The organism is Intrasporangium mesophilum, assembly GCF_054783095.1.
The window spans coordinates 94,952-120,049 of the sequence record NZ_BAAGRF010000009.1; the positions used below are offsets into that span (position 1 = coordinate 94,952).

A 25,098-nucleotide genomic window follows, 5' to 3' on the forward strand; every position below is an offset into this window, starting at 1 on the left:
GCGCGGAGCCGCCAGCGCGCGATCAGGGCCCGATGACCTCCTGACCCATGGGATGCTCCGCGGCCGGGTGCTCCACCAACGCGAGCACGCGGCTGGACATGAACCGTGCCGTGCGCACCGGAGTCCCACCACGAGTCACCTCGGTGACCTCGACGATGCCCCGGCTCGTGTTGATCTCCACCCTACGGCCGTTGCGGGAGGCCTCGATCGTGTACGTGCGGACCTCGCCACCGGCATCGATGACGATCTCCACTCGATCTCCACGCACCCGTTCACGGTAACGCGGACATCCGACAGTGGCGCGGGCCCGCTCCCGGACTCCGGGTCGCTGGACGGGCTCTGAAAGCGCCTCGAGGTCGGCGTCGTGCCCTGATGCAGGTGGGCGCGTATCAGGAGGCGGCGCCAGCCCGTCAGGTATCGAGGGAGGCACCGATGGACAACCTATGGAGCGCTCTGGAGAGCCTCGCCACCGCCTCGGCCGTCGCGCTTGCGCTCGTGACCTTCATCTTCTCAAATCGACGCGACAAGGCGATCCGGCGTGCAGATCTGGTGCGGGCGTATACATCCGACTTTTACGCCGACCAGAACGTCGTGAAGCTCTTCAGCGACCTTGACTACGACCGGTTCCGGTTCGATGCCACGGACGAATGGTTGGGCACTGGTGCCGAGTCCACGCTCGTCCGCATGCTAGATATCTTCAACAGCCTTGGTCACAACGCGCGTCATGGCGTTATAGGCCTGTCCGACATCCACGGAACAACCATCGGCTATGCGGTACTTCGCGCCTATGACTCGGCTGAGGTGGTGCGGTATCTGGAGTATGTCCGACAGTGGGATCACGAACACCTAGGGACGGGTGTGCCCTTCCAGTTCTTCCAAGAACTAGCTATGGAGCTGCGGACCGTATCTGCCCGAACGAGGCGGCTCAACCGGCTGCTCCCAGCCGTGCTCGAGCCTAGGGAAGGCTCAACGGTGCCCGGCACGAAAGCGGAGTCAGACCCCTAGGGCGCACAGAATGCGACTTGGCCGCGTCCCGTCGATTGCGCACCGCACAGATGCCGGGTTGTATGGGGTGGTGTGCGGGTTCGACTCGTCCGCGGCCCCCAGCGGGCTGCTTGCGTAGCGTGCCTCCTCGTGTTGTCCGTCCTTGGTCTCGCGGGCTGCGCCGCTGGCCGCGTGGCCAGCGAGGGAACCAGTATGAGCCGGCCGTCGACCGGCCCGGTCGAGACGATCGTGCGCGTGCTGCAGATGAACCTCTGCAACAGCGGGCGCGCCAGGTGCTACACCGGCGGGCGTGCCGTCGGCATGGCGGTGGCACTGGTCCACCGGTTTCGGCCGCACATGATCAGCCTCAACGAGGTCTGCAGCGATGACGTACGCGTTCTGAAGAAGGCGATGTCGGTCGCCTTCCCCGCTGCCGACGTCGTCTCGGCGTTCATGTCGGCGAAAGATCGCCCCAGCCAGGCCCCGGTCCGGTGTCAGAACGGCCAGGAGTTCGGCGACGGCGTCGTGGTCGTGGTCTCGTCGCCCGCACGTGGCGGCCGCAGCTACAGCGGTGTCTACCCGGTGCAGGACCCCGACGACCCCGAGGAACGCGTCTGGGTGTGCATCGATCTGGAAGGACGGTTCACTGCCTGCACCACACACACGGCCAGCGCCAACACAACCGTCGCGCTTGAACAGTGCCGATACTTGCTGACGTCAGCGGTGCCCAGGATCACCCGCGGCTACGGTGGCGAACCGGTCATCCTCGGCGCAGACCTCAACCTCGCGGCTCTCGGCTCACCCAGCCCACAGTCATGCCTCCCTAACGGCTACCAGCGCACCGACGACGCCGGTCTTCAGAACGTCGTGGTGAGTCCGGGTATCGGGGTGCGACCGCAGTCGGTGATCGACATGCAGGGCACCACTGATCACCCGGGATTGCTGGTCGACGTTGCGCTTTACGGCCGTTGAGGGGAGCCGAGTCCGCCATCCGCCCGGATTTGCCGCAGTCCGCACGCGCTCATGCGGTCACGGTGTCCCCATGGCGGTGGACCACCTTCCACTCGCCATCCTCGCGGCGGTACACCTGAGTGGCTCGCAAGGTGTAGGTGCGCGGCTGGCCGTCGACGGAGGCGGAGGTGTGCTCCAGGCCGGCCGTATAGGCCATGTCGCCCACCACGTCATAGGTCTGCAGCTCGAACGCGTAGGACGTGCAATCGGAGAAGGATCTGCCCAGAGCAGTGAAGAGCTCGTCCAGCTGGGCCTGTCCGTGGGCGTTGCTCCACGCACCCAAGACGCTCACAGGCTCCTTGCGGGACCAGAGCGCCCGGCGCGGCGCGGGGTCACCGTTGTGCAGCGAGAGCTCCGCTTGGTAGAGAGTTGTCCTCACCCAGGCGAGAAAGTCGTCACGATCGGTCACCCCTGCAGCATGCTCCGCATGCAGGGCTTTGGCACGTGATCGCTGACGATGCGCCGCAGGCGCCGCTGCGTCGCACGAGTCGCTCGTGCCGATGAGATTGCCGCTCCGCCCGCGTGCTTCGCGTGTCATTCGAGAAGGCGCACCTCGAGGTCGAAGGCCAGAACCACGGCACGCGCGAGCTCGACCTCCTGCTCGGCTTTGAGGTACCCCACAGTGCGGCCGAGCAAGTCCACCGGAACAGCCACGAGGTTGTCGAGCGCGACGGCGCCGTCGTGATCCAATCCGTTGTCCGGCCCCACCCGGACCTCGCTCGACAACCCCTTGATGGTCGTCGTGATCGGAGCCACCGTTACTTTCGTCATCGCGCCCGGGAGTCTTCGGTCTAGAGGGCGGTCTGCGGGGTGGTCGTTGATCGTGTCGTGTCGATCCGGGCCGCGGGGACGTCCCGGCGCAGCGACTCCTGCCGACGTGCCACCAACTGCCAGAACGTCAACACCGACGTGACCCAGAGCACCGGCACATAGAACGCCAGGATGACCCATGACCAGTCGCTTGCAGTGTCGGTCAGCCGTTCGCTTATCCCGGTCACGGTCGAGCTGACCAGGTCGGCTGTCCCGACTACGGCCACGACCCACACCAGCAGCCGCGCGCTCGCGTGCCGGTGCCGTAGGGCGACCAGGGCCAGTAGCGCAAGCACTGCCGTGGCCAGGTCGCCGAAGGCGATCACCGACTGTGCGGTGGCGGACGCGCCGAGCCCGGCGATGTTGGAGGCACTGAAGATCTGCAGCGCCACGTAGCGGAGCGCCTCGACCCACATCAGTAGGGTGAGCGCCTGGGCGAGCGGACGCCGGGTGAGCGCCGGGGCGACGTACCAGGCTCCGACGAGCCCCGCGGCGACAAAGGTGAGCAGGGTGGCCAGCAGGTTGGCGGCGAGCAGGTTCATCGTGCCTCGGCCAACCAGGCGAGGGCCGCGTCACGACCGAGGAACCACTGCGTCGGGAAGGCAGCGGCGCGCCCGTCGACGCGCGGCTCCGCCCCCGACTCGGCCGTCGGTCCTGTGAAGCCGGCGGGCATCACGAACGCGAACCGGGTGACGCCGGCGCGGTTGTAGCGCGGGATCACGTGGTCGTCGCGCCAGGCCATCGACCCTTCGCGGTCCTGGAATCCGTGCCGGAACTCGGTAGCGTCAATCAGGATGCTCGCCGTGGCGATCGACTCGGCCTCGGTGGCGAGCAGCATCAACCCGGTCTTCCAGTCCTCGTCCGACATCGACTCGGTTGTGGGTAGCCAGGCCAGCTCGAGATGCTCGGGATTCTGGTGCTGGATCACGAGTCCGTAGCGATAGCGCGCGGTCTCGTTGGGAGCGGGGGTCTCGGAGGTCATGCCAACGAGGCTATGGATGTGGCAGATGCGGCCGTGAGGGGTGAATCGGACACCGTAGAGGTTGAATCGGACAAGGTGGCTGCGGGGTCCGAGCAAGCGGGGTGTCGATGGTTCACTGAGGGCGTGGTCAGAACTATCGTCATCGCCCCGGCGGAAACGTCGTCCATCACCATGACCGGGCTCTTCGACGTGATCAGCAAGGCCGACCGCGCCTACGGTGCGCTCCGGGGCCGGCCGGGTCACGACACCGCGTTCGACGTGCGGCTGGTGAGCCTGGACGGCCAACCGGTGCGCCACGGAGAACGCGTGACCGTCAACGCCGACCTCGCCGCTGAAGAGGTCCACGACGTCGACCTCGTCGTGGTGCCCGGCCTTGATGACGACCTCGAGCCCTCACTCGCCCTCAACGAGGGCTGGGCGCCCTGGCTGGCGCGGTGGCACCGGGACGGGGCGGTGGTCGCCTCGAGCTGCAGCGGAGCCTTCCTGGTCGCCGATGCCGGCATCCTCGACGGTCGCTCCGCCACCACCCACTGGCTCTACGGCGAGGCCCTGCAGCGCAGGCACCCCGCGGTCCGGGTCATGACCGAGCGGCTCCTCATCGACCACGGCGACGTCATCACCAGCGGCGGCGCGACGACCTTCCTGGACCTGGCGCTGTATCTCGTCGAGCGTTTCGCCGGACGCGAGCGTGCCAACGCTGCGGCACGGATCCTCCTGATCGACGGCGCCCGCACGAGCCAGCTGCCCTACGTGAGCCTCGGCGGCGTCCTCCACGAGCACGACGACGAGGCGGTACGCCGCGCCCAGCACCTCATCGACCGTGACCTGGGCGGTGAGCTGCGTGTTGACGCCCTGGCCCGGGCGGTCGGTCTGAGCAGCCGAACCCTGGCCCGCCGATTCCTGGACTCCGTCGGCCAGACTCCGCAGGCATATATCCAGGCCCGGCGGGTCGACACAGCCCGACGCATGCTCGAGACCAGCGACACCCCGGTCGACAACATCCGCCGCCGGGTCGGGTACTCCGATGCGACCGCGTTCCGTCGCGCCTTCCGGCACCACGCCGGCCTCTCACCCACCGACTACCGACGTCGATTCGGCTGGCCCAGCGGGGCAGCGAAGGGACACCAGGACTGACCGGCCCCAAGCCGAGCGCCACCGGCAGTTCTCGAACAGCGCGGCGCGAAGGTCGTTCACGCTCGCATTGTGCCGGTGCGACACCACGGCCACCTGGTCGCGGGTGGGTGGCTGACCGTCCCTGCCGTTCATCAGGTCGAACAGGCTGGTCTCACGCCGGACCTCCCTTGGTCGCGACGCCCGATGGAAATCGCAGAGACCAGTCCCTGATAGACGCTCTACTCGCTCGTGGGCCAGATGGGGCCCTGGTCGGTCCAGGTGACACCCTTGTTGTGGCAGAGGCAGAACGGGTGGCCGACGGGGTCGGTGTAAACGCGCCAGCCGTAGCCGTCGGGGCCGATGGAGTCCTGCTGCAGGGTCGCGCCGAGGGCCAGGACGCGGCTCTGTTCGGCCTCGATGTCGTCAACCTCGAAGTCGAGATGGAACTGCTTGGGGTGCTCACCGTCGGGCCACTGCGGTGCGCGGTAGTCCTCCACACGGGTGAAGGCCAGCTCGATCTCGCCGAACCGTATGCCGGCCCAGTCGCCGTGGCTGCCCCCCTTGATGGGGCGACCTGTCACCTCTGAATAGAAGGCTGCCAGCCTCATCGTGTCCGGGCAGTCGATGATGAAATCGGTGAGTTGCAGCACCCGGTGATCGTGCCACAGGCAATCCTGATGGCCAGTCTCTGTCGGCGGCGTCAAGTCGACCCTGACTGCCTACGCCGGCGCGGCATCGGCACGCGGTTGTGTCAGCCGGTGATGTCCCCGGTGCTGGCGTCGCTGGACTCCCGCCAGACCCCGTGGTCGCCGCCGTGTCGTCGGTGCCGGTGACGCCGCCCTGACCGTGCAGGTCAGGTTCGGGCTGACTCCGGCGAAGGACCGGAATGTGCCGTGGAAGTCGCGCCGGATGCAGAAACGGAATCGCGCGACAACCTGATCCGTACTCAATGGTCAGGCGTGCCCATAATGTCCTGTCAGCGGTTGGCTGCCGCTGTTCTTGGGGCGTATCAGACATTGGTAGAAGCACGCGCATTCCGAACCCGCCCACATCACGCGTGGCAGTCCCAGCGGCTGAACGAAATGTCATCCTTTATCACAATGAGCGACGCGAATTGAGCAGTAGTGACTCTCGCTCGAAGCGGGCGGAAACGCGCGCGAATTGTCCCTTCCGAAGCCGGTGCGGGCGGAGGACCCTGTCAAGAGGGAGCACCGCTCGGATGACGGGAAGAAAGCCATGCGTGGAATCGAGCGACGCAGCGGACGCATCGTCAAGACAGTCCTCAGGGCACTCTCCGTGGGTGCACTCTCGATCCCGGCGATGGCTGGGCTGGCCCAGGCGGCTCCGACGACCCCCGTACCTGTGTGCGCCGGAGCGAAGGATCTGGTCGTCGACGTGACACAAGACGTGCGGAACCAGCCGTTGGTGCCCGCTCGAGACGGCCACATGTGGGCCAGCTTCGACTACACCCAGCATCTGCGCATCTGGGCGGTGGGCGTCCAGCAGTACTGCGTCCGCAAGGACTTCGAGGGCACGTGGGTGAGCCTCGCCGGAGCCAGCCCCAGCCTTACCGGCACCATCGGCGAGGGAGACACCGGGACGTTCACCGGCACGGAGTACTGGGAATGGACCGAAATGCTCTCACCCACCGCCCCGACATCGGGCTACCTCGGCGTGGTCAACGCTGACTGCACGGCGGTGGACGTGTGCGCCGACGACAGCTTCCTGATCGTCAACACGTACTACTTCCCCGTAGAGGGGTACCGGCACTGCTCGCTGGTGCGCTCGATCCTGGACGTCGACGGCGGCGATCACGGGCGTATCAGCCTCAGCTACGACGGGGGCCGCAGGCTCACCGTCACGGGCGACATCACCGGCTGACACTGGGCGCCATCACTCGACACGGTGCGAGGGACGGAGTGAGATCAGCGTCTACCGGCGGTGCACGGACTCGCCGTGCGATCTCGGCCGTCGTCAGTCCTCGAATACAGACCAGCAGATGGCGTTCCGGCGGACCTGGTCCTCGAGGACGAGCGCTCTGATCTGGTCGGGGAGCTGGTCGCGCTGCCAGTCACGTTCCCACCGTCCCGCGTCGCTGTTGCTCGGATCCGCTGCCTGAACGGACTTGATCGCGTAGGCGGCTGCGCCGAGATCGTGCTCGGCGACATGCCCCACGCAGGCGGCCTGGCCGGCGGCGTACGCGGCGAACCGTGCCGCCCCTCGCACAGGCCGCGCGGCACCCATCGCGTGTCCGCCGCGGGCTCGGGCTTCCATCATCTTCATCTCGCCACGGGCCCAGGCGCGCGCCGCATCGATCGCGGCGCGAGGGCGCAGATCCGACGGTTGCTCCGCCTCGAAGAGATCCAGCACGTGCTCGGCACACTCGGCGGCCCACAGCGCCAGCAGCTGGTGGTCTGCGTCGCTGAGCAACCCGCCACGACGGATCGTGATCAAGCGCCGGTCCCGGACCTTCGGCAGGATCATGCGTCACAGCCTGCCAGTCCTCGATGCGGCATCTCGTCCGTCTCAGTCGGGACGCCCACCAAACTGCCACTGGTGCACTTCGACTCCCGAATATGGGTGGGCGGAGAGGACTTCCCGCGCGCTGTCTGGGTCGGGCGCCTCGAGCAGAACGGCCGCCCCTAGCACCCACGAGCCGTCGTCGGACAAGAGCAGCCCATTGGCGATGAGCTCGTCACGAAGGGGTAGGCCGACGGCGTCACCAACGGGTTCCAGGGTGAAGCCCAGGACGAGGTAGCGGTCGTATTCAGGTCGGGCACCATTGAACTCCCACATCGTGCGACCTAGACAGTCGTGCCATCGTCTCAGGAGCACGTCGCGGTAGGCACCAGCCTGGTAACCGGGCTCATCAAAGGCAAACGCGCGGGCCGCTGTCGGATCCGGCAGGTCCAGGATGTGCACGCTGCCGGTCAGAGTTCCGTCACTGCTGAACGTGGGCCCGCGGGCGATCATCGTCGCGGCGAACTGATCCATGTACGACCAGTGCTGCTCCACCATCCGCTCACGCAGGGGCGTCGATCCTGGGCGATCGCGGTGGTAGCAGAAGAACTCCATGACTCAAGAGTCTCTGAGCCCCTCTGCCGGGGCAATGCAGTTGCCACAGGCCCGCTCGTCGCCAGGTGACTGAATCCCAGCGAGGTGAGTACGTCCAGACCACCCTTCCCAGCCCAACAGGAACTGGACCCGCCGCGATCTCAACCCGACCGGCAAGGGCCACAGCCCCGCTATGTGTAGCTGGCGGCATACGGCTGCGCTGTTGGACATCCATAGTGCCGGCACGACACATTGGGCTAACGGCCCGTCTGGTGCCGTATGCCGTATGCCGTGGACGCGAAGGTGAGGTGCGTGGTGAGGCTGGTCGTACAGGAGTTCCTCACGCTCGACGGTGTGTCTCAGGGGCCGGGGTCACCAGACGAAGACACGAGCGACGGGTTCGAGCTGGGCGGCTGGTTCGCGCCCTACGTCGACGAGGCGTTTCTCGAGATGGTCGGGGGCTGGCTGGGCGAAGCGGACGGTCTGCTGCTTGGTCGACGCACATATGAGAACTTCGCGCGGGACTGGCCGCGGATGGGCGACCACCCGTTCGGCGGCATCATGAACGCCCTGCCGAAGTTCGTCGCGTCCCGTGGCTCGACCACAGCGGACTGGAGCCCGACCACCGTCCTGTCGGGCGACATCGCTTCGCAGGTCGTCGAGCTGAAGCGGCAACCGGGCCGGGAGCTGCAGGTCCACGGCAGCGCGCGGCTGGCCCAGTCGCTCCTGGCGGCCGGACTGGTCGATGAGTTGCGGCTCGTGATCGCCCCGGTGGTTCTTGGCCAGGGCCGACGCCTCTTCCCAGAAGGTGGCGCGCCGGCCGGCCTACAGCTCGTCAACCATGAGACGACACCGGGCGGGCTGTCGGTGCACACCTTCGACTACAGGGGAATGCCGGAGCTCGCGACCTACGGACCCGAGGCGTAGCCGCACGGGGCCCGCCGAGGCAGAGATGGGCGCGCCGATCGGCGCCTCTCTCCGCTGTGCAGCGCACGTGAGTCAACGTCCCCACAGCAAAGAGCTGTGTACCCACGGGGTACCTTGCGTAGACGTGCTGTTCATCAGCGAAGGAGCCACCGACCATGGTGCGAGCCGAGCCGCCGACGAAAGACGCTCACCGGCGTGACGCCCAGCTGAGGCGATGCTGGGAAACGGCCCGGCGGATGGTTCGCCGATGATCGCCTCACGACGCTTCGAGGGTGCGCGCGCCCTCATCACCGGTGCAGGGCAAGGCATCGGTCTGGCTTGTGCCGTACGACTCGCGGCTGAGGGCGCCCGGGTGGCCGTCAGCGACCTCGACCTGAACAAGGCCCGGTCAGCCGCCGACAGCCTGCCTGAGTCAGCCGGCCGGCTGGCATTGAGGATGGACGTCACGGACCGCGCCAGCGTGGATGCCGGTGTCGTCCGGGCAGCGGATGAGCTCGGCGGGTTGGACGTCGTCGTCAACGTGGCCGGGGGAGATCTCCCACATGGCGTCTTCGAGGAGATCACCGACGAGACCTGGTCAGCGGTGGTGGAGCTCAACCTGATCAGCGTGGCACGCGTGTGCCGTGCCGCGATCCCGTTCCTGCGCCGCAGCACTCGCGGTCCGGCGATCGTGACGATCAGCTCGATCAACGGTCAGGTCGCGCTGGGCAGCGAGCCGTACTCGTCGGCGAAGGGTGGCCTGACTTCACTGACCGCGAACCTCGCCCGGCACCTGGCTGCGGACGGGGTGCGTGTCAACGCAGTCGCTCCCGGCACCATCAGGACCCCGGTCTGGGACTCTCAGGAGGGCGGTGCCGAAAGCATGTTGCCCCTGTACCCGCTGGGCCGGGTCGGTGAGCCGAGCGACGTGGCGGCCGCGGTCGCGTTCCTCGCCTCGGACGACGCAGCGTGGATCACCGGCCACGTCCTGCCGGTGGACGGCGGGCTCCTGTTGGCCCGTCCGGCCCTATAGCCAGGATTCGAGCGTTGAGGTGTGACGGGCCCGGCCGGCGACGAGCGAAAGTGCTTGCGGTTCAGGCGAGCCAAGCCGCATAGAAGATCCCGAGCCCGGTCGCGGCGAAGATCCCCGCGATGATCCAGAAGCGGACCACGACCGTAACCTCAGGCCACCCTGTGTGCTCGAAGTGATGGTGGATCGGGGCGATCCGGAAGATCCGACGGCCCGTTCCGGTGAGTCGCTTGGTCAGCTTGAAGTACGTCATCTGCAGGATCACCGACAGCGTCTCGAGCACGAACAGGCCCGCGATGACCGCCATGAGCAGCTCCGTGCGCGTCATGATCGCCAGACCGGCCAGGGCGCCCCCGATCGCGAGGGAGCCGACATCGCCCATGATGATCCGCGCCGGGTTGGCGTTCCACCACAGGAAACCGACGCAGGCCGCGGCGATGGCGGTGGCGAACACGGCGAGATCGAGAGGGTCGCGCACCTGGTAGCACTGCGATGACACCACGTTGGGTCGTGACGAGCCGCACAGCTGGTTGCTCTGCCAGATGTTCACGAGGATGTAGGCGCCGAAGATGATCACCGAGGCGCCGGCGAGAAGCCCGTCGGCGCCATCGGTGAGGTTGGCCCCATTGGAGGTCGCGGTGACGATGAACCAGATCACGAGCAGGACCACGACCAAGGGCAGCTTGATGCCCCAGTCCTTCGTGGTGGACAGGTACTGCGACGCGGGCCTGACCCCACGCTCGTCCGCGAAGAACTGCGTGGCCAGCACTCCGAAGACGAGCGCAACCAGCGTCTGACCGGCCATCTTGGCGCGACTGCTCAGACCCTGGTTGTGCTGGGTGTAGACCTTGATGAAGTCGTCGAGGAACCCCACCACCCCGCAGCCGAAGAACAACAGCATCAGCAGCCAGGCGCTCGCACTCGGCCACCCGGCGGTAAGGACTGTTGCCGCCAGGTATGCCGCGATGGCAGTCAGCACGATCACCAGGCCTCCCATGGTCGGCGTGCCGCGCTTGATGTGGTGCGTCGTCGGCCCGTCGTCCCTGATCGGCTGGCCGAAGCCGTGCCGGGTGAACCATCGGGCGGCGAACCGGGTGCCCAGCAGGGAGCAGACCGTCGCCAGCCCGGCGCTCAGGAGTATCGCGCGCATGAAGTCCGGCCCCTCTCGGGCATCCGAATGGTCCCGGTCCCTTCGAGGCGAGCTGGGAATCGTGTCGCCGCCCAGTGTGGCGTAGCGGGCTCGACGAGTCGGTCAGGGCACACCGTCAGGATGCGCCTGGTGTGAACCAGCGACCACACGACATCCGGCCAGAGCGGATGTGGCACCACCGTCGACCAGGTGGCGGATTGGTGCGGTCGGTGGCCCCCGCACAGGCCCCCATAGGTGAGCAGGTGGTCGACGGTTGCGGGACCACGCCAGGAATTTCCTCCCGCATTCGAGTGGTCGACAGGTGCATGTGGTGGGACTGTGTTCTGATCCAACTCACAGCAAACCTTGAGCGAGGATCCAATGAAGGCTCCACGAATGCTCTCCATCGCTGTCGCCGCCGCCGTCGCGCTCTTCGTCGCCGCGCCCACCCAGGCCGCCCCCGGAGCGGGCGCGAGCCAGGACGCTGGGTCCGTCGACCGCGGGCCGATCGATGCGTACACAGCGACGGTGACACCCGCGCAGCGTGGCCAGCTGGCCAAGCTCGGACAGGACCTGTCCGAACAGGACCAAGGGTCGGACAAGGTCAGCGTCTACCTGACCCCGACGCAGGCGGCCCAGGTGCGCAAGCTCGGCATCAACGTCCAGCTGACCAAGGTCAAGGGTGGCAAGACCGTCCGCGAGTTCGCCGCCGACCAGGCCCTCAACGGCTACACCGTCTGGCGGTCGTACGACGAGGCGGGCGGCATCCGGGACCAGCTCTACGCGGCAGCCGCGAACAACCCCTCGATCACCAAGCTCGTCCGTCTGGGGACGACCGGGCAAGGACGCGAGATCCTCGCCCTGCGGATCACCCAGGGCGCCCGCGGCGTTCCCGACGGGAGCCGGCCGGCGGTCCTCTACAGTGCGACCCAGCACGCGCGTGAGTGGATCTCGACCGAGGTCGACCGCCGGCTCATGAACTACTACCTCGACAAGTGGCGCGCCAACGACCCGCAGGTCAAGTCGCTTCTGCAGCGCACCGAGCTGTGGTTCGTCCTCGTCGCCAACCCCGACGGCTACCAGTACACGTTCGACCACGAGCGTCTGTGGCGAAAGAACCTGCGGGACAACAACGGTGACGGCAAGACCACCGTCGGCGACGGAGTCGACCCGAACCGCAACTACCCGAACCGCTGGGGCTACGACAACGAGGGCTCGAGCAACATCACCTCGAGCGAGACGTACCGCGGCACGTCCGCAGGGTCGGAGCCGGAGACCGTCGCACTCAAGGGCCTGCTCGACCGCATCCGGCCCAAGTTCCAGGTCAACTGGCACTCAGCGGGGCAGTGGCTGCTCTACCCCGAGGGCTGGCAGACGGGCACGGCCACGGCCGACGACCCGATCTACTACGCGCTCGCGGGCAACCTCGACAACCCGGCGATCCCGGGCTTCCAGCCGGGCCTCTCGTCCGACGTCCTCTACGTGACGAACGGTGAGACGAACGGCTACGCCCACACCTCGGCCGGCACCCTCGCGTGGACACCGGAGCTGTCCCCGGGCTGTGACGGGTGCGGCTTCGTGTTCCCCGACGACCCGGCGCTCGTCGAGCAGGAGTTCCAGCGGGTGCTGCCCTTCGCGAGCTCGGTCGCCCGATCGGCCGTCGATCCGGCGAACCCCCTCTCGACCGTCGGCATCGCGACGAAGCCCTTCTACATCGACAGCGACGACCCGTACAAGCGGGGCGTCCCAGGCGCCCAGCTCAGCTTCCGATACTCGTACGGCGACCCGCAGCCGGTCGCGGTCAACGCCAAGCGCAGTCTCGGCGCTGTGACGGTGAAGTACCGGATCAACGGTGGACCGGTGCGTTCCGCGCCGACCTCCGAATGGGCCGGTGGCGAGAAGTACACGCCGGCCGCGGTGTACTACCACCAGATGCGGGGCGTGGTCACCGGCACCTCGCCCGGTGACAGCGTCGAAGTGTGGTTCGAAGGCGGCGGCGCGACGAGCGATTCGTTCACCTACCAGGCCGTCTCGGAGAGCGGTCGTCGAGTGCTCGTCGTCGCAGCCGAGGACTACACGGGCGCATCGCCTGCGCAGACCCCTGGGCCGCACTACGCGAGCGCGTACGTCGACGCCTTGGCCGCGAACGGCATACAGGCAGACGTCTATGACACCGATGCGCGTGGACGCATCGCCCCTGACGCGCTCGGCGTGCTGAGTCACTACGACGCGGTGGTCACCGAGACCGGCGACGACATCGTGACGCGGCGGGCGGGCACGGGCGCGGGCAACGCCGACCGGCTGGCTCTCGACCAGCTCTATGAGCTGCGCGCCTACCTCAACGAAGGCGGCAAGGTGCTCCTGGCCGGCAACGACGCGGTGCGCCAGTACTCGGGCGTGGCGGGCAACCAGCTCTACGACCCCAAGGGCGAGATCCAGTGCAACCCGCTCCCGGCGAACACCGATCCGAGGCGGTGCCTCAACCTGATCGGTTCGGGCGACAACATCAACGACGTCATGCAGTACGTCTTCGGCGCCTACAGCGGGATCCGAGGGGACGGGATCGACGAGAACGGCGCTCCCTTCGACTCCGTCGGGACCGGCGACCCGTTCAGCGGGCTCACGTGGGGCCTCGACGGTGCGAACCAGACCGGCGCCTGGTCCTTCCTCGCGACGAGCGGTGCGCTGCCCCCAGCGACCTACCCGCAGTTCACGAGCGCTCCGTCGTCGCGGTGGAACAAGCCGGGCGGTCCGTTCGAGCCGCACTCCGGCGCGAAGTACATCTACTCGCAGGTCGCCGACGTGTCGTACAAGCGGTTCACGAAGGAGATCGCGGTGCCCGCCGGTGGCGGACAGCTGTCCTTCTGGACCTCCTACAGCACCGAGGAGCACTGGGACCACCTCTTCGTCGAGGCGCGCACACCGAATGGTGACAACTGGACGACGTTGCCCGACGTCAACGGCGCCACGACGACAGACCCGGGTGACAGCTGTCCCGCCGGCTGGCGCGACCTGCACCCCCAGCTCGACCACTACCAGACCCTCACGGGCAACACCTGCACGTCCACCGGCACCACCGGCGCGTGGAACGCGGCGTCGGGAAGCTCGAACGGGTGGCGTCAGTGGAAGGTCGACCTCGGGGCGTATGCCGGCAAGACCGTCGAGATCTCGCTCAGCTACGCGAGCGACTGGGCAACCCAGGGCGTCGGCGTCTTCCTGGATGACGTGACCTACCCGGATGGCACGACGGAGTCGTTCGAGAGTGGTCTCGGCGGCTGGGTCGCGGGCCCGGCCCCGGCCGGCAGCTCGGACAACGCCAACACGTGGGAGCGGATCGACAGCAGCGGCTTCCCGGTCGGCAACTCGATCACGACGCCGGACACGATCCTGCTCGGCTTCGGTCTCGAGGGCGTGAGCACCGCCGAGAAGCGGGCCCAGCTGATGGGGGCGGCGATGGGCCACCTGCTCAGCTGACCGGCATACGCCCGACGGAGGGCTGGCGGGGTGTGACCCCGCCAGCCCTCCTGGCTGCGCGGGAGCAGGACTGGCTCTGACCAGGGAAGCCAGGAGACATCGGGCCGGCACGGAAGAGCCGGGGTTGAAAGCAGGAGATGGCTGGGTAAGAATCGAAATTGAGGACGGCCATTTCGGTCGCCCCCGCACCGACCCGCGGTAGGCGTTGCCTACCGGTCCGGACCTGGAGGGGGCGGATGGCCGCTCAGCATGTTCCCGTTTTGGCACGGCCCACCATCGGATCTCTCGATGATGCTCGGTCCTATGTGGCGTCACACGCGCTCGCCGGGTCGCCGATCGGTCGGGTCGGCCTCGAGCTGGAGTTCCACGTCGTCGATCTGGCACACCCGCAGCGAAGGGTCGCCTGGTCGAGGCTGACGGAGCTTCGGTCTGGGCTTCCGAGCCCGCCCGGCGGGAGTCGGGTGACCATCGAGCCGGGCGGTCAGTTCGAGCTGTCCACTCCGCCGATGGCCGACGTGGCCACCGCGATCGCTGCGTTGCGTATCGACGAGCATGTGCTCGCGACAGCGGCGGCCAGTGCTGGCCTCGGCCTGGTCTCGATCGGCGCCGACCCGGCCCGGGCGGTCCAGAGGGTGAACCCCGGCGCTCGGTACGTCGCGATGGAGCGCCATTTCGACTCGCTCGGCTACGGCGTCGCGGGCCGGGCGATGATGTCCTCCACCGCCGCGCTGCAGGTCAACGTCGATGCCGGCCTCCCCGACAGCTGGGCGACCCGCCTGCGGCGGCTTCACTCGCTGGGCCCGGTCCTGCTGGCACTGTCCGCATGCTCCCCGGTCCTGGCGGGCCGCGCCACGGGTTGGCGGTCGATGCGTCAGCAAGTATGGCGGGACCTCGATCCACGCCGGTGTGGGCCGATGGCGGTCGGGCCCGATCCGGCGCAGGCCTGGGCGGCGTACGCTCTCGCCGCGCCGGTGATGATGGTCCGCGATCCGGTCGCTGCGTCGGCATCTCCCTTGACGCGGCCCGTGCCATTCGCAGACTGGGTGACCGGCGCGGTCCCGCTGTCGCGGAGGCCCACGTTCGAGGATCTCGACTACCACCTGTCGACCCTCTTCCCGCCACTGCGCCCCCGCGGCTTCCTGGAGATCCGCTGCATGGACGCGGTGCCGCGCCGGTGGTGGCCGGCGCTGGCCGCGGTGGCCGTGACGCTGCTCGACGACGACCGCGCCGCCGATCTGGCCGACGACGCCTGCGCGCCGGTGGTGGGTCGATGGATGCCGGCCGCGCGCGACGGTCTGGCTGATCCGAGAGTGGGGCCCGCGGCCCGCCGGTGCATGGAGATCGCAGCCGAACGTTGCACGGAGGCGTTGCGGCCCGAGGTGGAGGCCTACGCCGAGATGGTATGCCGGGGCCGCACCCCCGGTGACGACCTGCGCGAGCAGGCTGCCCTACGCGGCCCGCTCGCCGTCCTGGAGGAGGAAGCCCGTGCGTGAACAGATCGCCCGCGGCCTCGAGCTTGCTCGCAAGCGCACGCTCGCGTTGACGGATTTCGACGACCGAGACCTGACCCGTCAGCACAGTCCGCTGATGAGCCCTCTGGTGTGGGACCTCGCCCACGTCGGGCAGCAGGAGGACCTGTGGCTGCTGCGCGCAGGCGATCCCGGGCGGGAAGCCGTGCTTCCGGCCGAGATCGACCGGCTCTACGACGCGTTCCTCCACCCCCGCCACGAACGCCCTTCCCTGCCGCTGCTGTCGCCGGCCCGGTCACGCCGCTTCCTGACCGAGGTTCGGGGACGGATCCTCGACCAGCTGGACACCGCGGAGGACCTGTTCCCGTTCGTGATGGTCGAGCAGCACGAGCAACAGCACGACGAGACCATGCTGGCCACCCACCAGCTGCGCACGGGGCCGGCCCTGCTCGACGCCGACACCGTGCTGCCGCCGGGTCGGGAGGTGGCGCACGACGCGATCCTGGTGCCCGCCGGTGAGTTCGTCCTCGGTGTCGATGCCGCCAGCGAGCCGAATTCCCTGGACAACGAACGCCCATCGCATGTCGTCGACCTGCCCGCGTTCCGGATCGGGCGGGTGCCCGTGACGAACGCTGAATGGCAAGGGTTCATCGACGACGGCGGCTACACCCAGGGTCGTTGGTGGTCCGCACGCGGCTGGGCACACCGGGTCGAAGCGGGGTTGGAGCGGCCGTTGTCCTGGTCGGCCGATGGCAGCCGGCGGAGGTTCGGGCACGTAGAGGACGTTCCGCCGCTCGAGCCGGTCCAGCACGTCAGCTACTTCGAGGCCGAGGCCTACGCCGCATGGGTGGGCGCGCGGCTTCCGACCGAGCTCGAGTGGGAGAAGGCGGCCGCTTGGGACCCGGTGACGGCGCGTCGGCGGCGCTGGCCGTGGGGCCAGTCGGAGCCGACCCCGGCCCTGGCGAACCTGGGCGGGACGGCTCTGCGCCCAGCAGTGGTGGGCGCCTACCCTGCCGGAGCCTCGGCCTATGGTGTCGAGCAGCTGATCGGCGACGTCTGGGAATGGACGTCCTCGGACTTCCAGCCGTGGCCGGGCTTCACTCCGATGCTCTATCGGGCGTACAGCGCTCCGTTCTTCGGTGGTGACTTCAAGGTGCTGCGCGGCGGGTCGTGGGCGGTCGCCCCCAGCACCATCCGACCCTCGTTCCGCAACTGGGACCTGCCGATTCGGCGGCAGATCTTCTGCGGCGTGCGTCTGGCATGGGACGTGTGACATGTGTCGACATCTCGCTTGGCTCGGGGAGCCCCGCACGGTCTCCTCGCTGGTCCTCGACCCGCCGAACGGACTGCTGGTGCAGTCCTACGCCCCACGCCGCCAGGCACACGGGCGCCTCAACGCCGACGGCTGGGGTGTCGGGTTCTACCCGGCGGGCCGTGCCGAACCAGCGCGCTGGCGGTCCGCGCGGCCCCTGTGGAGCGATGAGTCCTTCGCGTCGGTCGCCCCGGCGTTGACGTCGTCGTGCGTGCTTGCTGCAGTCCGGTCGGCCACGCCCGGTATGCCGGTCGAAGAAACCGCAGCTGCTCCGTTCCAGGACGGAGCGTGGCTGCTTTCGCACAACGGTGTCGTCGAGCGCGCGGTTCTCCCTGCCACCGAAAGAAGGGCCGAGTCAAACATCGACTCGGCCGCTCTCGCACAGTACGTCTTCGACAAAGGGCCGGGCGCCTTGGCCGAGACAGTCCTCGACGTGGCCCACCGCGATCCTCGTGCGCGGCTCAACCTGCTGCTCACGAACGGAAGGCGCATCCTGGCGACCACCTGGGGCGACACCCTGTCCTACCTCGTCGACGGTGATGGCTGGGTGGTCGCCAGCGAACCGTACGACGACAACCCCAACTGGGTCGACGTGCCAGACCGCCACCTGCTCGAGCTCACCCTCACCGGGATGAGCATGACCCCGCTCGAGTCCCAACCATGACTGTCGCCATCTCTCGCCACCTCCAGCCCGAATGGCGCCTCGACAGGCTCAAGGAGGACGTGAGGGCGGGTCTGACCTCTGCGCAGAAGTCGCTGCCCCCCAAGTACTTCTACGACCAGCACGGGAGCGAGCTCTTCGACCAGATCACCAGGCTTCCCGAGTACTACCCGACCCGAACCGAACGCGTCATCCTCGACGCCCGCGCGTCCGACGTCGCCGGACTGACCCGGGCCGAGACCCTCATCGAGCTCGGCAGCGGGACCTCGGACAAGACCCGGCTCTTGCTCGATGCCCTGCGCGCCCGGCGAGCGCTGCGCCGGTTTGTGCCCTTCGACGTCGACGGCACGGTCCTGGCCCAGGCCACCGAGGCGGTCGCCGCGGACTACCCGGGCCTGGACGTGCTGGCGGTCGTCGGCGACTTCGAACACCACATCGGTCTGCTGCCCAAGGGCGATCGTCGACTGGTTGCGTTCCTCGGCTCGACGATCGGCAACTTCGAGCCGGGGCCGCGCGCGGAGTTCCTGGACGCGGTGCACGCGACGCTCGAACCAGGCGACTGGTTCCTGCTCGGCACCGACCTCGTCAAGGACGCGTCCCGGCTCGTCGCTGCCTATGACGACCCCGGCGGCGTCACCGCAGCTTTCAACCGCAACGTGCTGGCCGTCATCAACCGCGACCTGGGCGCCGACTTCGATCTCAGTGCGTTCGACCATGTCGCAGTCTGGGACGCGGATCAGGAGTGGGTCGAGATGCGGCTGCGGTCCAACCGACAGCAGGTCGTCCACGTGACCGACCTGAGTCTCGACGTCCACCTCGACAGAGGCGAGCAGATCCGCACCGAGATCTCGGCCAAGTTCCGCCGCGGGGGAGTTCACCGTGAGCTCCAGCGGGCCGGGCTTCGCATGGCCCGGTGGTGGACCGACCCGGGCCACGACTTCGCACTGTCGTTGTCCACGCCGCTCTGAGCGCCACACCTGATGGGGTGCCGGGTGTGGATGTCTGTGGTCGTCCTGGCGACCTCAACGCTCCACAACCCGCGATCGGCCCGCGACCAGTGCCGACCGTTCTAGAGTCACGAGAGTGACTGCGACATCGCCTCTGCTGCCGATCCTGCCGACCTCGCTGGTGGGCAGCTACGCCCAGCCGGACTGGTTGATCGACCGGGCCAAGCTCGCTGGCCGCTTCCCTCCCCGGGTGCGTGCCGCAGAGCTGTGGCGGGTCCAGGCGGAATACCTCGACCAGGCACAGGACGACGCGACGCTGCTGGCGATCCGCGCCCAGGAGGTGGCGGGACTCGACATCATCACGGACGGTGAGATGCGGCGGGAGTCGTACAGCAACCACTTCGCCACCGCGCTCGAGGGCGTCGACATCGACAACCCTGGGACGGCCCTCGATCGCAGCGGGCATCCCAACCCGGTGCCTCGCATCGCCGGCCCGATCGCGCGGCCGCGCCCCGTCACCGTCCGCGACGTGGAGTTCCTCAAGGCGAACACCGACCGCCCGGTCAAGATGACCGTCCCCGGCCCGTTCACGATGTCGCAGCAGGCGCAGAACGACTACTACCCGGATCTGGCGTCGGCCGCGCTGGCGTATGCCGCTGCGGTGAACGCCGAGATCAAGGACCTGCATGCCGCCGGCGCCGACCTGGTCCAGATCGACGAGCCGTACATGCAGGCGCGGCCCGAGGCGGCCCGCGAGTACGGGCTCGCCGCGCTCAACGCCGCGCTCGACGGCGTCACCGGCACCACCGCGGTCCACATCTGCTTCGGGTATGCCGCCATCATCCACGAGCGGCCCGAGGGGTACTCGTTCCTGCCGGAGCTGGCCGGCTGCTCGGCCGACCAGATCTCGATCGAGACCGCACAGTCGGGTCTCGATCTCGGAGTCCTGAAGGACCTCGCCGACAAGACCATCATCCTGGGCGTCATCGACCTGTCCGACCCCGCGGTCGAGTCAAGTGAACTGGTCGCCGACCGCGTGCGCCGAGCCTTCCCCTACATCTCACCGGACCGGATCACCATCGCCACCGACTGCGGCATGAAGTACCTCCCGCGCGCGAGTGCGGAGGGAAAGATGCGTGCCATGGCCGCAGCGGCATCAATCCTGCGGGCCGAGCTCTGACGCCGGCCGCGCGGCCTTGCGTGCTGTCTTCTTGGCGGCCGTCTTCGCCGTCGCGGTCCTGGCCGGCGCGGTCTTCACCGGCGCGGTCTTGGCCGTTGTGGTCTTCACCGGCGGCGTCTTGGCCGTTGTGGTCTGGGGTGCCGCGCTCTGCGCCGCCGCGCTCTTGGTGGTCCGCTTGACTGGCTTCCTGCTCGACGCATCCTCGGCGTGTCGACGACCCTTGAGGCGCACCAACAGCTGCCCGTGGCCACTGGATCCGGTGACGGTCTTGGTCTCGAGGTATGCCTGCGCCTTGATGAGGTCGCTGAGCTTGCCGAACCCGTAGGTGCGTGAGTCGAACGACGGGTCCGTCCGGTTGAGGTGGTTGCCGAGATCGCTCAGGCGGGCCCAGTCGTCGTCGTCGGCGTCCACCTTGTTCAGCGCCTTCGTCACGACACTGCGGATTGCGGGCGCCTGGTCCTCTTTCGCCGGCTCCGTGGTGGGCTCGCTGGCACCGCTGTCGCCGGCCAGGACCTCCAGGAACACGAACCTCTCGCACGCCTCGACGAAAGCCTTCGGTGTCTTGCGTTGACCGACGCCGATGACGCGCTTGCCCGACTCGCGCAGGCGGGTCGCCAGGGGCGTGAAGTCGCTGTCGCTGGAGACGATGGCGAACCCGTCGACGTTGCCGGAGTACAGCAGGTCCATGGCGTCGATGATGAGTGCCGAGTCGGTGGCGTTCTTGCCATAGGTGTAGGCGAACTGCTGCTGGGGGGAGATGGCGTTCCCGAGCAGAACCTCCCGCCAGTTGTTCAGGTGCGGGTTCGTCCAGTCGCCGTACGCGCGCTTGACGGTGATGGTGCCGTAGCCGGCGAGCTCCTCGAACATCTCCTTGAGCAGCCTGGCCGGCGTGTTGTCGGCGTCGATGAGCACGGCGAGGCGGGTGCTGTCGTCGGTCATGGGCGAGAAGCCTCCTTGATCGGTTGTGCCCCAGTCTGGTCCACGCAGCTGCGGTTGTGCCGTGCGACACCACGCCGCCGCGGGCGGGGAGCTCGTCGGATCCGAGCAACGGCCCCCACGTGCGGCGGGCTGCCGCACGTGGGGGGCCACTCGATGACGTGGGCCGAGGCGGCTACAGCTCAGCCGACCCCGGCCGCACGCTCACTTGCTCGGCCAGACGTTCTCGCTGAGGTTGGCGATCGTGCCCGGAGCGAGGTCCTCCGTGTCCTTCGCGGTCAGGTGTCCGGGAGCGAAGCCGCTCATCGGGCCCGAGACCGGAAGGTTCAGCTTCGTCGAGCTGAGGTCGAGGGTGTACGTTCCCGCGCTCGAGTCGACCGCCAGCACGCCGTTGCTCGCGCCGCTCACAACGATCCCGAGCTGGTGCCCGGCCGGGACCACGACGTCGTTGGCGGCGAGCGAGACCGTCAGCTGGTGGTCGCCGGCACCGTCGAGACGGGCCCAGCCGCGCGCGAGCACCTGCAGGTCGGTGCTCTGGATGCGGCGGGCGACGTCTTTGTAGCACGCGTCGTCCTGCGCGGTCGCTGCGCCCCAGCACGTCTCCGTGGCGAGGGTCGCGGCACCGTCACCGCTCGCGCTGACGCGGTCCATCGTGCCGTAGTCGACGAGCATGACCGACACCTGGCCCACGGGCGCCGTGTGGGCGACCGCGAGGTCGACCGTCGGGGTGCCGGAGATCCGGACGTCCTGCACGGTCGTGCCGGTGAGGAACAGCAGCCGGTTGGCGTTGTCGCCGAGCTTGACCGCGTTGGCCTCGGTGAGGCGCGAGTTGTTGACGTAGCTCGCCGTGCCCCGGTCGGGCGCGCCGAGCGCCATGGTGCCGTCAGCACGCGGGTTCAGCGCCATGGTGCGAGCTGCCTGGATCGGCCAGGTCTTGGACTGCTGCCACTGGTTGGGCGCCGTCTCCACACTCACGGCCGGTTCACGGTCGATGCCGTTGTCGATACCCATGAGCTCGTGGTCGAACCACCGGTTGAGGGTGGTCACCCACTCCTGGCGGTTGCTGTCGAACGGGTCGACATGTCCGAGCCGGGTGAGCCACATCTTGCGCGCGACCCCTTGCGCGCCGAGGGCCTCCCACCACGTCGAGGCGTTCATCGTCTTGACGTTGTTGTCCTGCAGGCCGTGCACGATGAAGACGCTGGCCTTGACCTTGGACACGTCGTAGAAGGTGCCCTGCCGGTAGTCGCGCTCTGCCCAGAAGTCGGTGTACGCGCCGGTCGCGTCGGCGTCGTTGGCGTCCATGTAGCTCAGGCGGGCCGAGCAGTTGGTCGGGATGGTGCGGCCACCCGCGATGGTCCGGGACAGGCTGCTGGCGTAGTGCCGGCTCTTCACCGCACCCTGCCAGCGGTTGTAGTCGTACCAGGAGCTGATCGCGCTGATCGGCACGATGGTCTTCAGCCCGTCGACGCCGGTGGCGGCGACCCCGTTGGCCAGGGTCCCGTCGTACGACTTGCCGATCATGCCGGTCTTGCCGTTGCTCCACGTCGCGCTGACGGCCCGGTTGTTGATGTCGTGAGCGGTGCCCTTGCCGTTCAGCCACTCGACGACCGCCTTGACCGACTCGACGTCGGATCGGCCGCCCTCGTCCGTGCAGCCGGTGGACCGGGACGTGCCGGCCATGTCGACGGCGACGAAGGCGTAGCCGCGCGGGACGAAGTAGTTGTCGTAGTAGAGCGGGAACTTGGTCGGGTTGCCGTTGGCGTCGTACTCCTTGAGCTCCGACTCGTTGCCGCGGCCGAGGCTGAGGTAGTACGGGCTGGCATCCATGATGATCGGCACGCGCGCGGTGCCGTCGAGCTCACGGGGGCGGATGATGTCGGTGGCGATCCGCTCCGGGTTGCCGTCTCCGTCGAGGTCAGGGGCATCGACCCAGACGGTCTCGCGGATGGCGTCCGCGTAGTTGTAGACCGGTGACGTCATCCCGTCGACGAGGGTGACCGGTGGGCTGTCCGCCACCGCGGCGTGGGCCACTCCCACGGTGCCGAAGGCGAGTGGCGCGACCAACGCGGCAGAGCCGACGATGGCCAGGATCCTGGCTTTCATGTGAGTCCTTCCTGCCCTGGGAACGATGTCCCATTTGGGGGGTTAGGGCCCTCACAAGCTACCGACGGACAGTGGTGTCTGAGGGCCTTGTCATCGAGGTCCCGTCAACGTGTCCAGTTGGGTTGTCTCGTCGGACGGCGAGCGCGCCGAAATGCGCGACGAGAGTATGCCGGTTGGCGAGGTTCGCCCGCCCTGCGCCGGCCCAGCCGGCGACGTAGAGCGTCAGGAAGACTTCTCGACGCCCTGCGGGTAGAGCAGGTCGAGGCACAGCTGCCGGCTAGTCCGGACGTGCGCGAGGGAAGCGCGCGCCGCGGTGTCGACGTCACCGCTCGCGATCGCCTGGTACAGATCGAGGTGCTCCCGGTGGAGCAGCCTCGGGTCGTCGTTCTGCCGCAACAGCCAGTGAATCCTGCCCTCGAGAGGCTCGAGCATCGAGGCCAGCAGTGCATTGCCGGCGATCGTGGTGATCATGTCGTGAAAGGCCTGGTTGCAGCGGCCGAGGGACGAGGTGTCCTTCGCCCGGATGGCCAGATTCGCTTCGCGCAGAAGCGCTTTGAGACCGCGAAGCTGATCCGGCGTGGCCCGCTGGGTCGCGAGCCTCACAGACAGCACCTCGAGCGCCTCGCGGACGTCGAAGAGCTCGTCGACGTCCTCTCGAGAGAGCCGCGTCACGACGACACCACGACGGGGCACGTCGGTGACGAACCCCTCTCCCTTGAGCAGGTTGAGGGCGTCGCGAACCGGGACTCGTGAGACACCGAGCTCCTCGGCGAGGGTCCGCTCGACGAGCCGGGTGCCGGGCGTGAGCTCCCCGCTGACGACCCTCTCCCGGATCGCGTCCGCGACCTGCTCACGAAGCGACCGGTGGCTCGACCCGATCGTCGGCAGGCTCACCTCGGGCTCTCCTTGTTGCGGCATCACTCTCACATTATCGAGCCCACCGTCGCGGTGGTTCCGCCACACGCCGGTCAGCCTGGCACCACGCGCGTGCCTGCAGCGTCGCCGAGGGCGTCAGGAATCCGGTCGAGCGAGGTGATCACGGCCAGCTCGCCGCCACCCTCGATGAAGCGGCAGGCCGCATCGACCTTGGGTCCCATCGACCCTGCAGGGAAGTGGCCGTCGGCAGCGAGCGCGCGCAGCTCGGAGGCCGTGACGCGGGCGACCGGACGGGCGTCGGCGGTGCCGTAGCCCACGATCGCGTGCTCGACCGCGGTCGCCAGGACGAGGGCTTGGGCGTCAGTCGCAGCAGCGAGTGCCACCGCGCTGAGATCCTTGTCGATGACGGCCTCGACGCCGGTGAGACGGCCGTCCTCGCGGCGGACGACCGGGATCCCGCCGCCCCCGTTCGCGACGACGGTGAAACCACCGTCGCGGGCGGCGCAGATCGCGGCCGCATCGATGACCTCGACGGGCTCCGGACTGGGCACGACCCGACGCCACCCATCGTCACCGAAGTCTCGCCAGTCCTGGCCGTGCTCGACCATCAGCTGGGCTTCGGCCGACGGGAGGAACCGCCCGATCGGCTTGGTCGGTTCGGCGAACGCGGGGTCATCCGCTTGCACGAGGGTGCGGCTCACGACCGCAGTGGAGCGACGGTCGATACCGGCGGCCGCGAAGGCGGCATCCAGCTCGTCGAGGAACAGGAAGCCGATCGACCCCTGGGTCATGGCACCGCACCAGTCGAGAGGGACGGGTGCGAGCACGGACGCGGCCATCTCCTGCTTCACGAGGATGTTGCCGACCTGTGGCCCGTTGCCATGGGTGAGCACGACGTCATGACCGGACTGGACCAGTCGTGCGACGTGCTGAGCGACGGTCCGCACGGCAGCGACCTGATGGTCGGGGTGGGTCGAGCCGTCGGGTCCGGTCATCGCATTGCCGCCAAGGGCCAGGAGTACGCGCATGCGGGCTAGTGTAGCGTTGGCATATGGCATCCGGTATACCAAACTGCTACGGTGAGCCGTGACGACCTCGGCAGGGCTGTCCAGCCCGCC

The 25,098-nt window shown here is 68.2% G+C and carries 25 protein-coding genes; 12 read left to right on the plus strand and 13 right to left on the minus strand.

Going from position 1 to position 25,098, the window contains the following annotated elements:
* Window positions 1-22 precede the first annotated feature (22 nt).
* Complete coding sequence (locus ACYVLP_RS07930) at window positions 23-268, minus strand: hypothetical protein (protein ID WP_460626801.1); 246 nt, start codon at window positions 266-268, stop codon at window positions 23-25.
* Between the two features lie 164 nt (window positions 269-432).
* Between ACYVLP_RS07930 and ACYVLP_RS07935 the strand changes: the two genes are divergently transcribed.
* Window positions 433-1,005 (plus strand): hypothetical protein, encoded by a 573-nt coding sequence (locus tag ACYVLP_RS07935; protein ID WP_460626802.1) that lies wholly within the window; start codon window positions 433-435, stop codon window positions 1,003-1,005.
* A gap of 228 nt (window positions 1,006-1,233) precedes the next feature.
* Window positions 1,234-1,956: an endonuclease/exonuclease/phosphatase family protein gene (locus ACYVLP_RS07940; RefSeq protein ID WP_460626803.1), complete on the plus strand. Its 723-nt coding sequence runs from the start codon at window positions 1,234-1,236 to the stop codon at window positions 1,954-1,956.
* A 49-nt stretch (window positions 1,957-2,005) separates the two neighbouring features.
* On the opposite strand, the gene ACYVLP_RS07945 is transcribed toward ACYVLP_RS07940, so the two are convergent.
* The 4 genes from ACYVLP_RS07945 to ACYVLP_RS07960 form a co-directional block, all read right to left on the minus strand.
* A complete protein-coding gene (locus tag ACYVLP_RS07945) occupies window positions 2,006-2,404 on the minus strand; it encodes a nuclear transport factor 2 family protein (RefSeq protein ID WP_460626804.1) in 399 nt (132 codons plus the stop codon).
* Between the two features lie 125 nt (window positions 2,405-2,529).
* On the minus strand, window positions 2,530-2,751 hold the full coding sequence (locus ACYVLP_RS07950) for a hypothetical protein (protein ID WP_460626805.1): 222 nt from the start codon (window positions 2,749-2,751) through the stop codon (window positions 2,530-2,532).
* 35 nt (window positions 2,752-2,786) lie between these two features.
* Entirely contained in the window at window positions 2,787-3,347 is a 561-nt protein-coding gene (locus tag ACYVLP_RS07955) for a hypothetical protein (RefSeq protein ID WP_460626806.1), read from the minus strand.
* Window positions 3,344-3,787 carry a hypothetical protein gene (locus ACYVLP_RS07960; RefSeq protein ID WP_460626807.1) on the minus strand — a complete coding sequence of 148 codons (444 nt, stop codon included), beginning with the start codon at window positions 3,785-3,787 and terminating at the stop codon, window positions 3,344-3,346. Before ACYVLP_RS07960 ends, ACYVLP_RS07955 begins: the two co-directional genes overlap by 4 nt.
* Window positions 3,788-3,910: 123 nt before the next feature.
* Here ACYVLP_RS07960 and ACYVLP_RS07965 point away from each other — a divergent pair, with 123 nt between their 5' ends.
* Window positions 3,911-4,921: a GlxA family transcriptional regulator gene (locus tag ACYVLP_RS07965; RefSeq protein ID WP_460626808.1), complete on the plus strand. Its 1,011-nt coding sequence runs from the start codon at window positions 3,911-3,913 to the stop codon at window positions 4,919-4,921.
* Window positions 4,922-5,139: 218 nt separating this feature from the next.
* On the opposite strand, the gene ACYVLP_RS07970 is transcribed toward ACYVLP_RS07965, so the two are convergent.
* Entirely contained in the window at window positions 5,140-5,550 is a 411-nt protein-coding gene (locus tag ACYVLP_RS07970) for a VOC family protein (RefSeq protein WP_460626809.1), read from the minus strand.
* 586 nt (window positions 5,551-6,136) lie between these two features.
* Between ACYVLP_RS07970 and ACYVLP_RS07975 the strand changes: the two genes are divergently transcribed.
* A complete protein-coding gene (locus ACYVLP_RS07975; protein WP_460626810.1) occupies window positions 6,137-6,781 on the plus strand; it encodes a hypothetical protein in 645 nt (214 codons plus the stop codon).
* Between the two features lie 93 nt (window positions 6,782-6,874).
* On the opposite strand, the gene ACYVLP_RS07980 is transcribed toward ACYVLP_RS07975, so the two are convergent.
* Together ACYVLP_RS07980 and ACYVLP_RS07985 are read right to left on the minus strand one after the other, a co-directional pair.
* Window positions 6,875-7,384: a putative immunity protein gene (locus ACYVLP_RS07980; RefSeq protein ID WP_460626811.1), complete on the minus strand. Its 510-nt coding sequence runs from the start codon at window positions 7,382-7,384 to the stop codon at window positions 6,875-6,877.
* A gap of 42 nt (window positions 7,385-7,426) precedes the next feature.
* The gene (locus ACYVLP_RS07985) at window positions 7,427-7,975 is read right to left on the minus strand and encodes a YciI family protein (protein ID WP_460626812.1); all 549 of its coding nucleotides are present in this window, start codon (window positions 7,973-7,975) and stop codon (window positions 7,427-7,429) included.
* Between the two features lie 294 nt (window positions 7,976-8,269).
* On the opposite strand from ACYVLP_RS07985, the gene ACYVLP_RS07990 reads away from it, so the two are divergent.
* Both ACYVLP_RS07990 and ACYVLP_RS07995 read left to right on the plus strand, forming a co-directional pair.
* A complete protein-coding gene (locus ACYVLP_RS07990; RefSeq protein ID WP_460626813.1) occupies window positions 8,270-8,881 on the plus strand; it encodes a dihydrofolate reductase family protein in 612 nt (203 codons plus the stop codon).
* Window positions 8,882-9,128: 247 nt separating this feature from the next.
* The gene (locus ACYVLP_RS07995) at window positions 9,129-9,893 is read left to right on the plus strand and encodes an SDR family NAD(P)-dependent oxidoreductase (RefSeq protein WP_460626814.1); all 765 of its coding nucleotides are present in this window, start codon (window positions 9,129-9,131) and stop codon (window positions 9,891-9,893) included.
* A gap of 61 nt (window positions 9,894-9,954) precedes the next feature.
* On the opposite strand, the gene mraY is transcribed toward ACYVLP_RS07995, so the two are convergent.
* Window positions 9,955-11,040, minus strand: coding sequence for a phospho-N-acetylmuramoyl-pentapeptide-transferase (mraY, locus tag ACYVLP_RS08000; protein ID WP_460626815.1), 1,086 nt, complete (start codon window positions 11,038-11,040; stop codon window positions 9,955-9,957).
* A 375-nt stretch (window positions 11,041-11,415) separates the two neighbouring features.
* Between mraY and ACYVLP_RS08005 the strand changes: the two genes are divergently transcribed.
* The 6 genes from ACYVLP_RS08005 (at window position 11,416) to ACYVLP_RS08030 (ending at window position 20,062) form a co-directional block, all read left to right on the plus strand.
* A complete protein-coding gene (locus ACYVLP_RS08005) occupies window positions 11,416-14,493 on the plus strand; it encodes a M14 family metallopeptidase (RefSeq protein WP_460626816.1) in 3,078 nt (1,025 codons plus the stop codon).
* Window positions 14,494-14,729: 236 nt separating this feature from the next.
* Window positions 14,730-15,986 carry an ergothioneine biosynthesis glutamate--cysteine ligase EgtA gene (gene egtA / locus ACYVLP_RS08010; protein WP_460626817.1) on the plus strand — a complete coding sequence of 419 codons (1,257 nt, stop codon included), beginning with the start codon at window positions 14,730-14,732 and terminating at the stop codon, window positions 15,984-15,986.
* Window positions 15,979-17,235: an ergothioneine biosynthesis protein EgtB gene (egtB, locus tag ACYVLP_RS08015; protein WP_460626818.1), complete on the plus strand. Its 1,257-nt coding sequence runs from the start codon at window positions 15,979-15,981 to the stop codon at window positions 17,233-17,235. Before egtA ends, egtB begins: the two co-directional genes overlap by 8 nt.
* Window position 17,236: 1 nt before the next feature.
* Window positions 17,237-17,938, plus strand: coding sequence for an ergothioneine biosynthesis protein EgtC (gene egtC, locus ACYVLP_RS08020; RefSeq protein WP_460626819.1), 702 nt, complete (start codon window positions 17,237-17,239; stop codon window positions 17,936-17,938).
* Window positions 17,935-18,903, plus strand: coding sequence for an L-histidine N(alpha)-methyltransferase (gene egtD, locus ACYVLP_RS08025; RefSeq protein WP_460626820.1), 969 nt, complete (start codon window positions 17,935-17,937; stop codon window positions 18,901-18,903). The genes egtC and egtD overlap by 4 nt, the downstream gene beginning before the upstream one ends.
* 115 nt (window positions 18,904-19,018) lie before the next feature.
* Window positions 19,019-20,062 (plus strand): hypothetical protein, encoded by a 1,044-nt coding sequence (locus ACYVLP_RS08030; protein WP_460626821.1) that lies wholly within the window; start codon window positions 19,019-19,021, stop codon window positions 20,060-20,062.
* Here ACYVLP_RS08030 and ACYVLP_RS08035 read toward each other — a convergent pair.
* From ACYVLP_RS08035 to ACYVLP_RS08050, 4 genes are all read right to left on the minus strand, one after another.
* The gene (locus ACYVLP_RS08035; protein WP_460626822.1) at window positions 20,039-21,001 is read right to left on the minus strand and encodes an NYN domain-containing protein; all 963 of its coding nucleotides are present in this window, start codon (window positions 20,999-21,001) and stop codon (window positions 20,039-20,041) included. The genes ACYVLP_RS08030 and ACYVLP_RS08035 overlap by 24 nt on opposite strands.
* 201 nt (window positions 21,002-21,202) lie before the next feature.
* Window positions 21,203-23,104 (minus strand): CocE/NonD family hydrolase, encoded by a 1,902-nt coding sequence (locus ACYVLP_RS08040; RefSeq protein WP_460626823.1) that lies wholly within the window; start codon window positions 23,102-23,104, stop codon window positions 21,203-21,205.
* Window positions 23,105-23,326: 222 nt separating this feature from the next.
* Window positions 23,327-23,998 carry a GntR family transcriptional regulator gene (locus ACYVLP_RS08045; protein WP_460626824.1) on the minus strand — a complete coding sequence of 224 codons (672 nt, stop codon included), beginning with the start codon at window positions 23,996-23,998 and terminating at the stop codon, window positions 23,327-23,329.
* A gap of 74 nt (window positions 23,999-24,072) precedes the next feature.
* Complete coding sequence (locus tag ACYVLP_RS08050; protein WP_460626825.1) at window positions 24,073-25,008, minus strand: carbamate kinase; 936 nt, start codon at window positions 25,006-25,008, stop codon at window positions 24,073-24,075.
* Between the last annotated feature and the right edge of the window lie 90 nt (window positions 25,009-25,098).

Bases quoted from the DNA above. Each gene is read 5' to 3' on its own strand.
- ACYVLP_RS07935 (WP_460626802.1), top strand. From the start codon at position 433: ATGGACAACCTATGGAGCGCTCTGGAGAGCCTCGCCACCGCCTCGGCC.
- ACYVLP_RS08005 (WP_460626816.1), top strand. From the start codon at position 11,416: ATGCTCTCCATCGCTGTCGCCGCCGCCGTCGCGCTCTTCGTCGCCGCG.
- ACYVLP_RS07955 (WP_460626806.1), bottom strand. From the start codon at position 3,347: ATGAACCTGCTCGCCGCCAACCTGCTGGCCACCCTGCTCACCTTTGTC.
- egtA (WP_460626817.1), top strand. From the start codon at position 14,730: ATGGCCGCTCAGCATGTTCCCGTTTTGGCACGGCCCACCATCGGATCT.
- ACYVLP_RS08035 (WP_460626822.1), bottom strand. From the start codon at position 21,001: ATGACCGACGACAGCACCCGCCTCGCCGTGCTCATCGACGCCGACAAC.
- egtC (WP_460626819.1), top strand. From the start codon at position 17,237: ATGTGTCGACATCTCGCTTGGCTCGGGGAGCCCCGCACGGTCTCCTCG.
- ACYVLP_RS07985 (WP_460626812.1), bottom strand. From the start codon at position 7,975: ATGGAGTTCTTCTGCTACCACCGCGATCGCCCAGGATCGACGCCCCTG.
- ACYVLP_RS07980 (WP_460626811.1), bottom strand. From the start codon at position 7,384: ATGATCCTGCCGAAGGTCCGGGACCGGCGCTTGATCACGATCCGTCGT.
- ACYVLP_RS08040 (WP_460626823.1), bottom strand. From the start codon at position 23,104: ATGAAAGCCAGGATCCTGGCCATCGTCGGCTCTGCCGCGTTGGTCGCG.
- ACYVLP_RS07960 (WP_460626807.1), bottom strand. From the start codon at position 3,787: ATGACCTCCGAGACCCCCGCTCCCAACGAGACCGCGCGCTATCGCTAC.
- egtD (WP_460626820.1), top strand. From the start codon at position 17,935: ATGACTGTCGCCATCTCTCGCCACCTCCAGCCCGAATGGCGCCTCGAC.
- ACYVLP_RS07995 (WP_460626814.1), top strand. From the start codon at position 9,129: ATGATCGCCTCACGACGCTTCGAGGGTGCGCGCGCCCTCATCACCGGT.
- ACYVLP_RS07975 (WP_460626810.1), top strand. From the start codon at position 6,137: ATGCGTGGAATCGAGCGACGCAGCGGACGCATCGTCAAGACAGTCCTC.
- ACYVLP_RS08050 (WP_460626825.1), bottom strand. From the start codon at position 25,008: ATGCGCGTACTCCTGGCCCTTGGCGGCAATGCGATGACCGGACCCGAC.
- mraY (WP_460626815.1), bottom strand. From the start codon at position 11,040: ATGCGCGCGATACTCCTGAGCGCCGGGCTGGCGACGGTCTGCTCCCTG.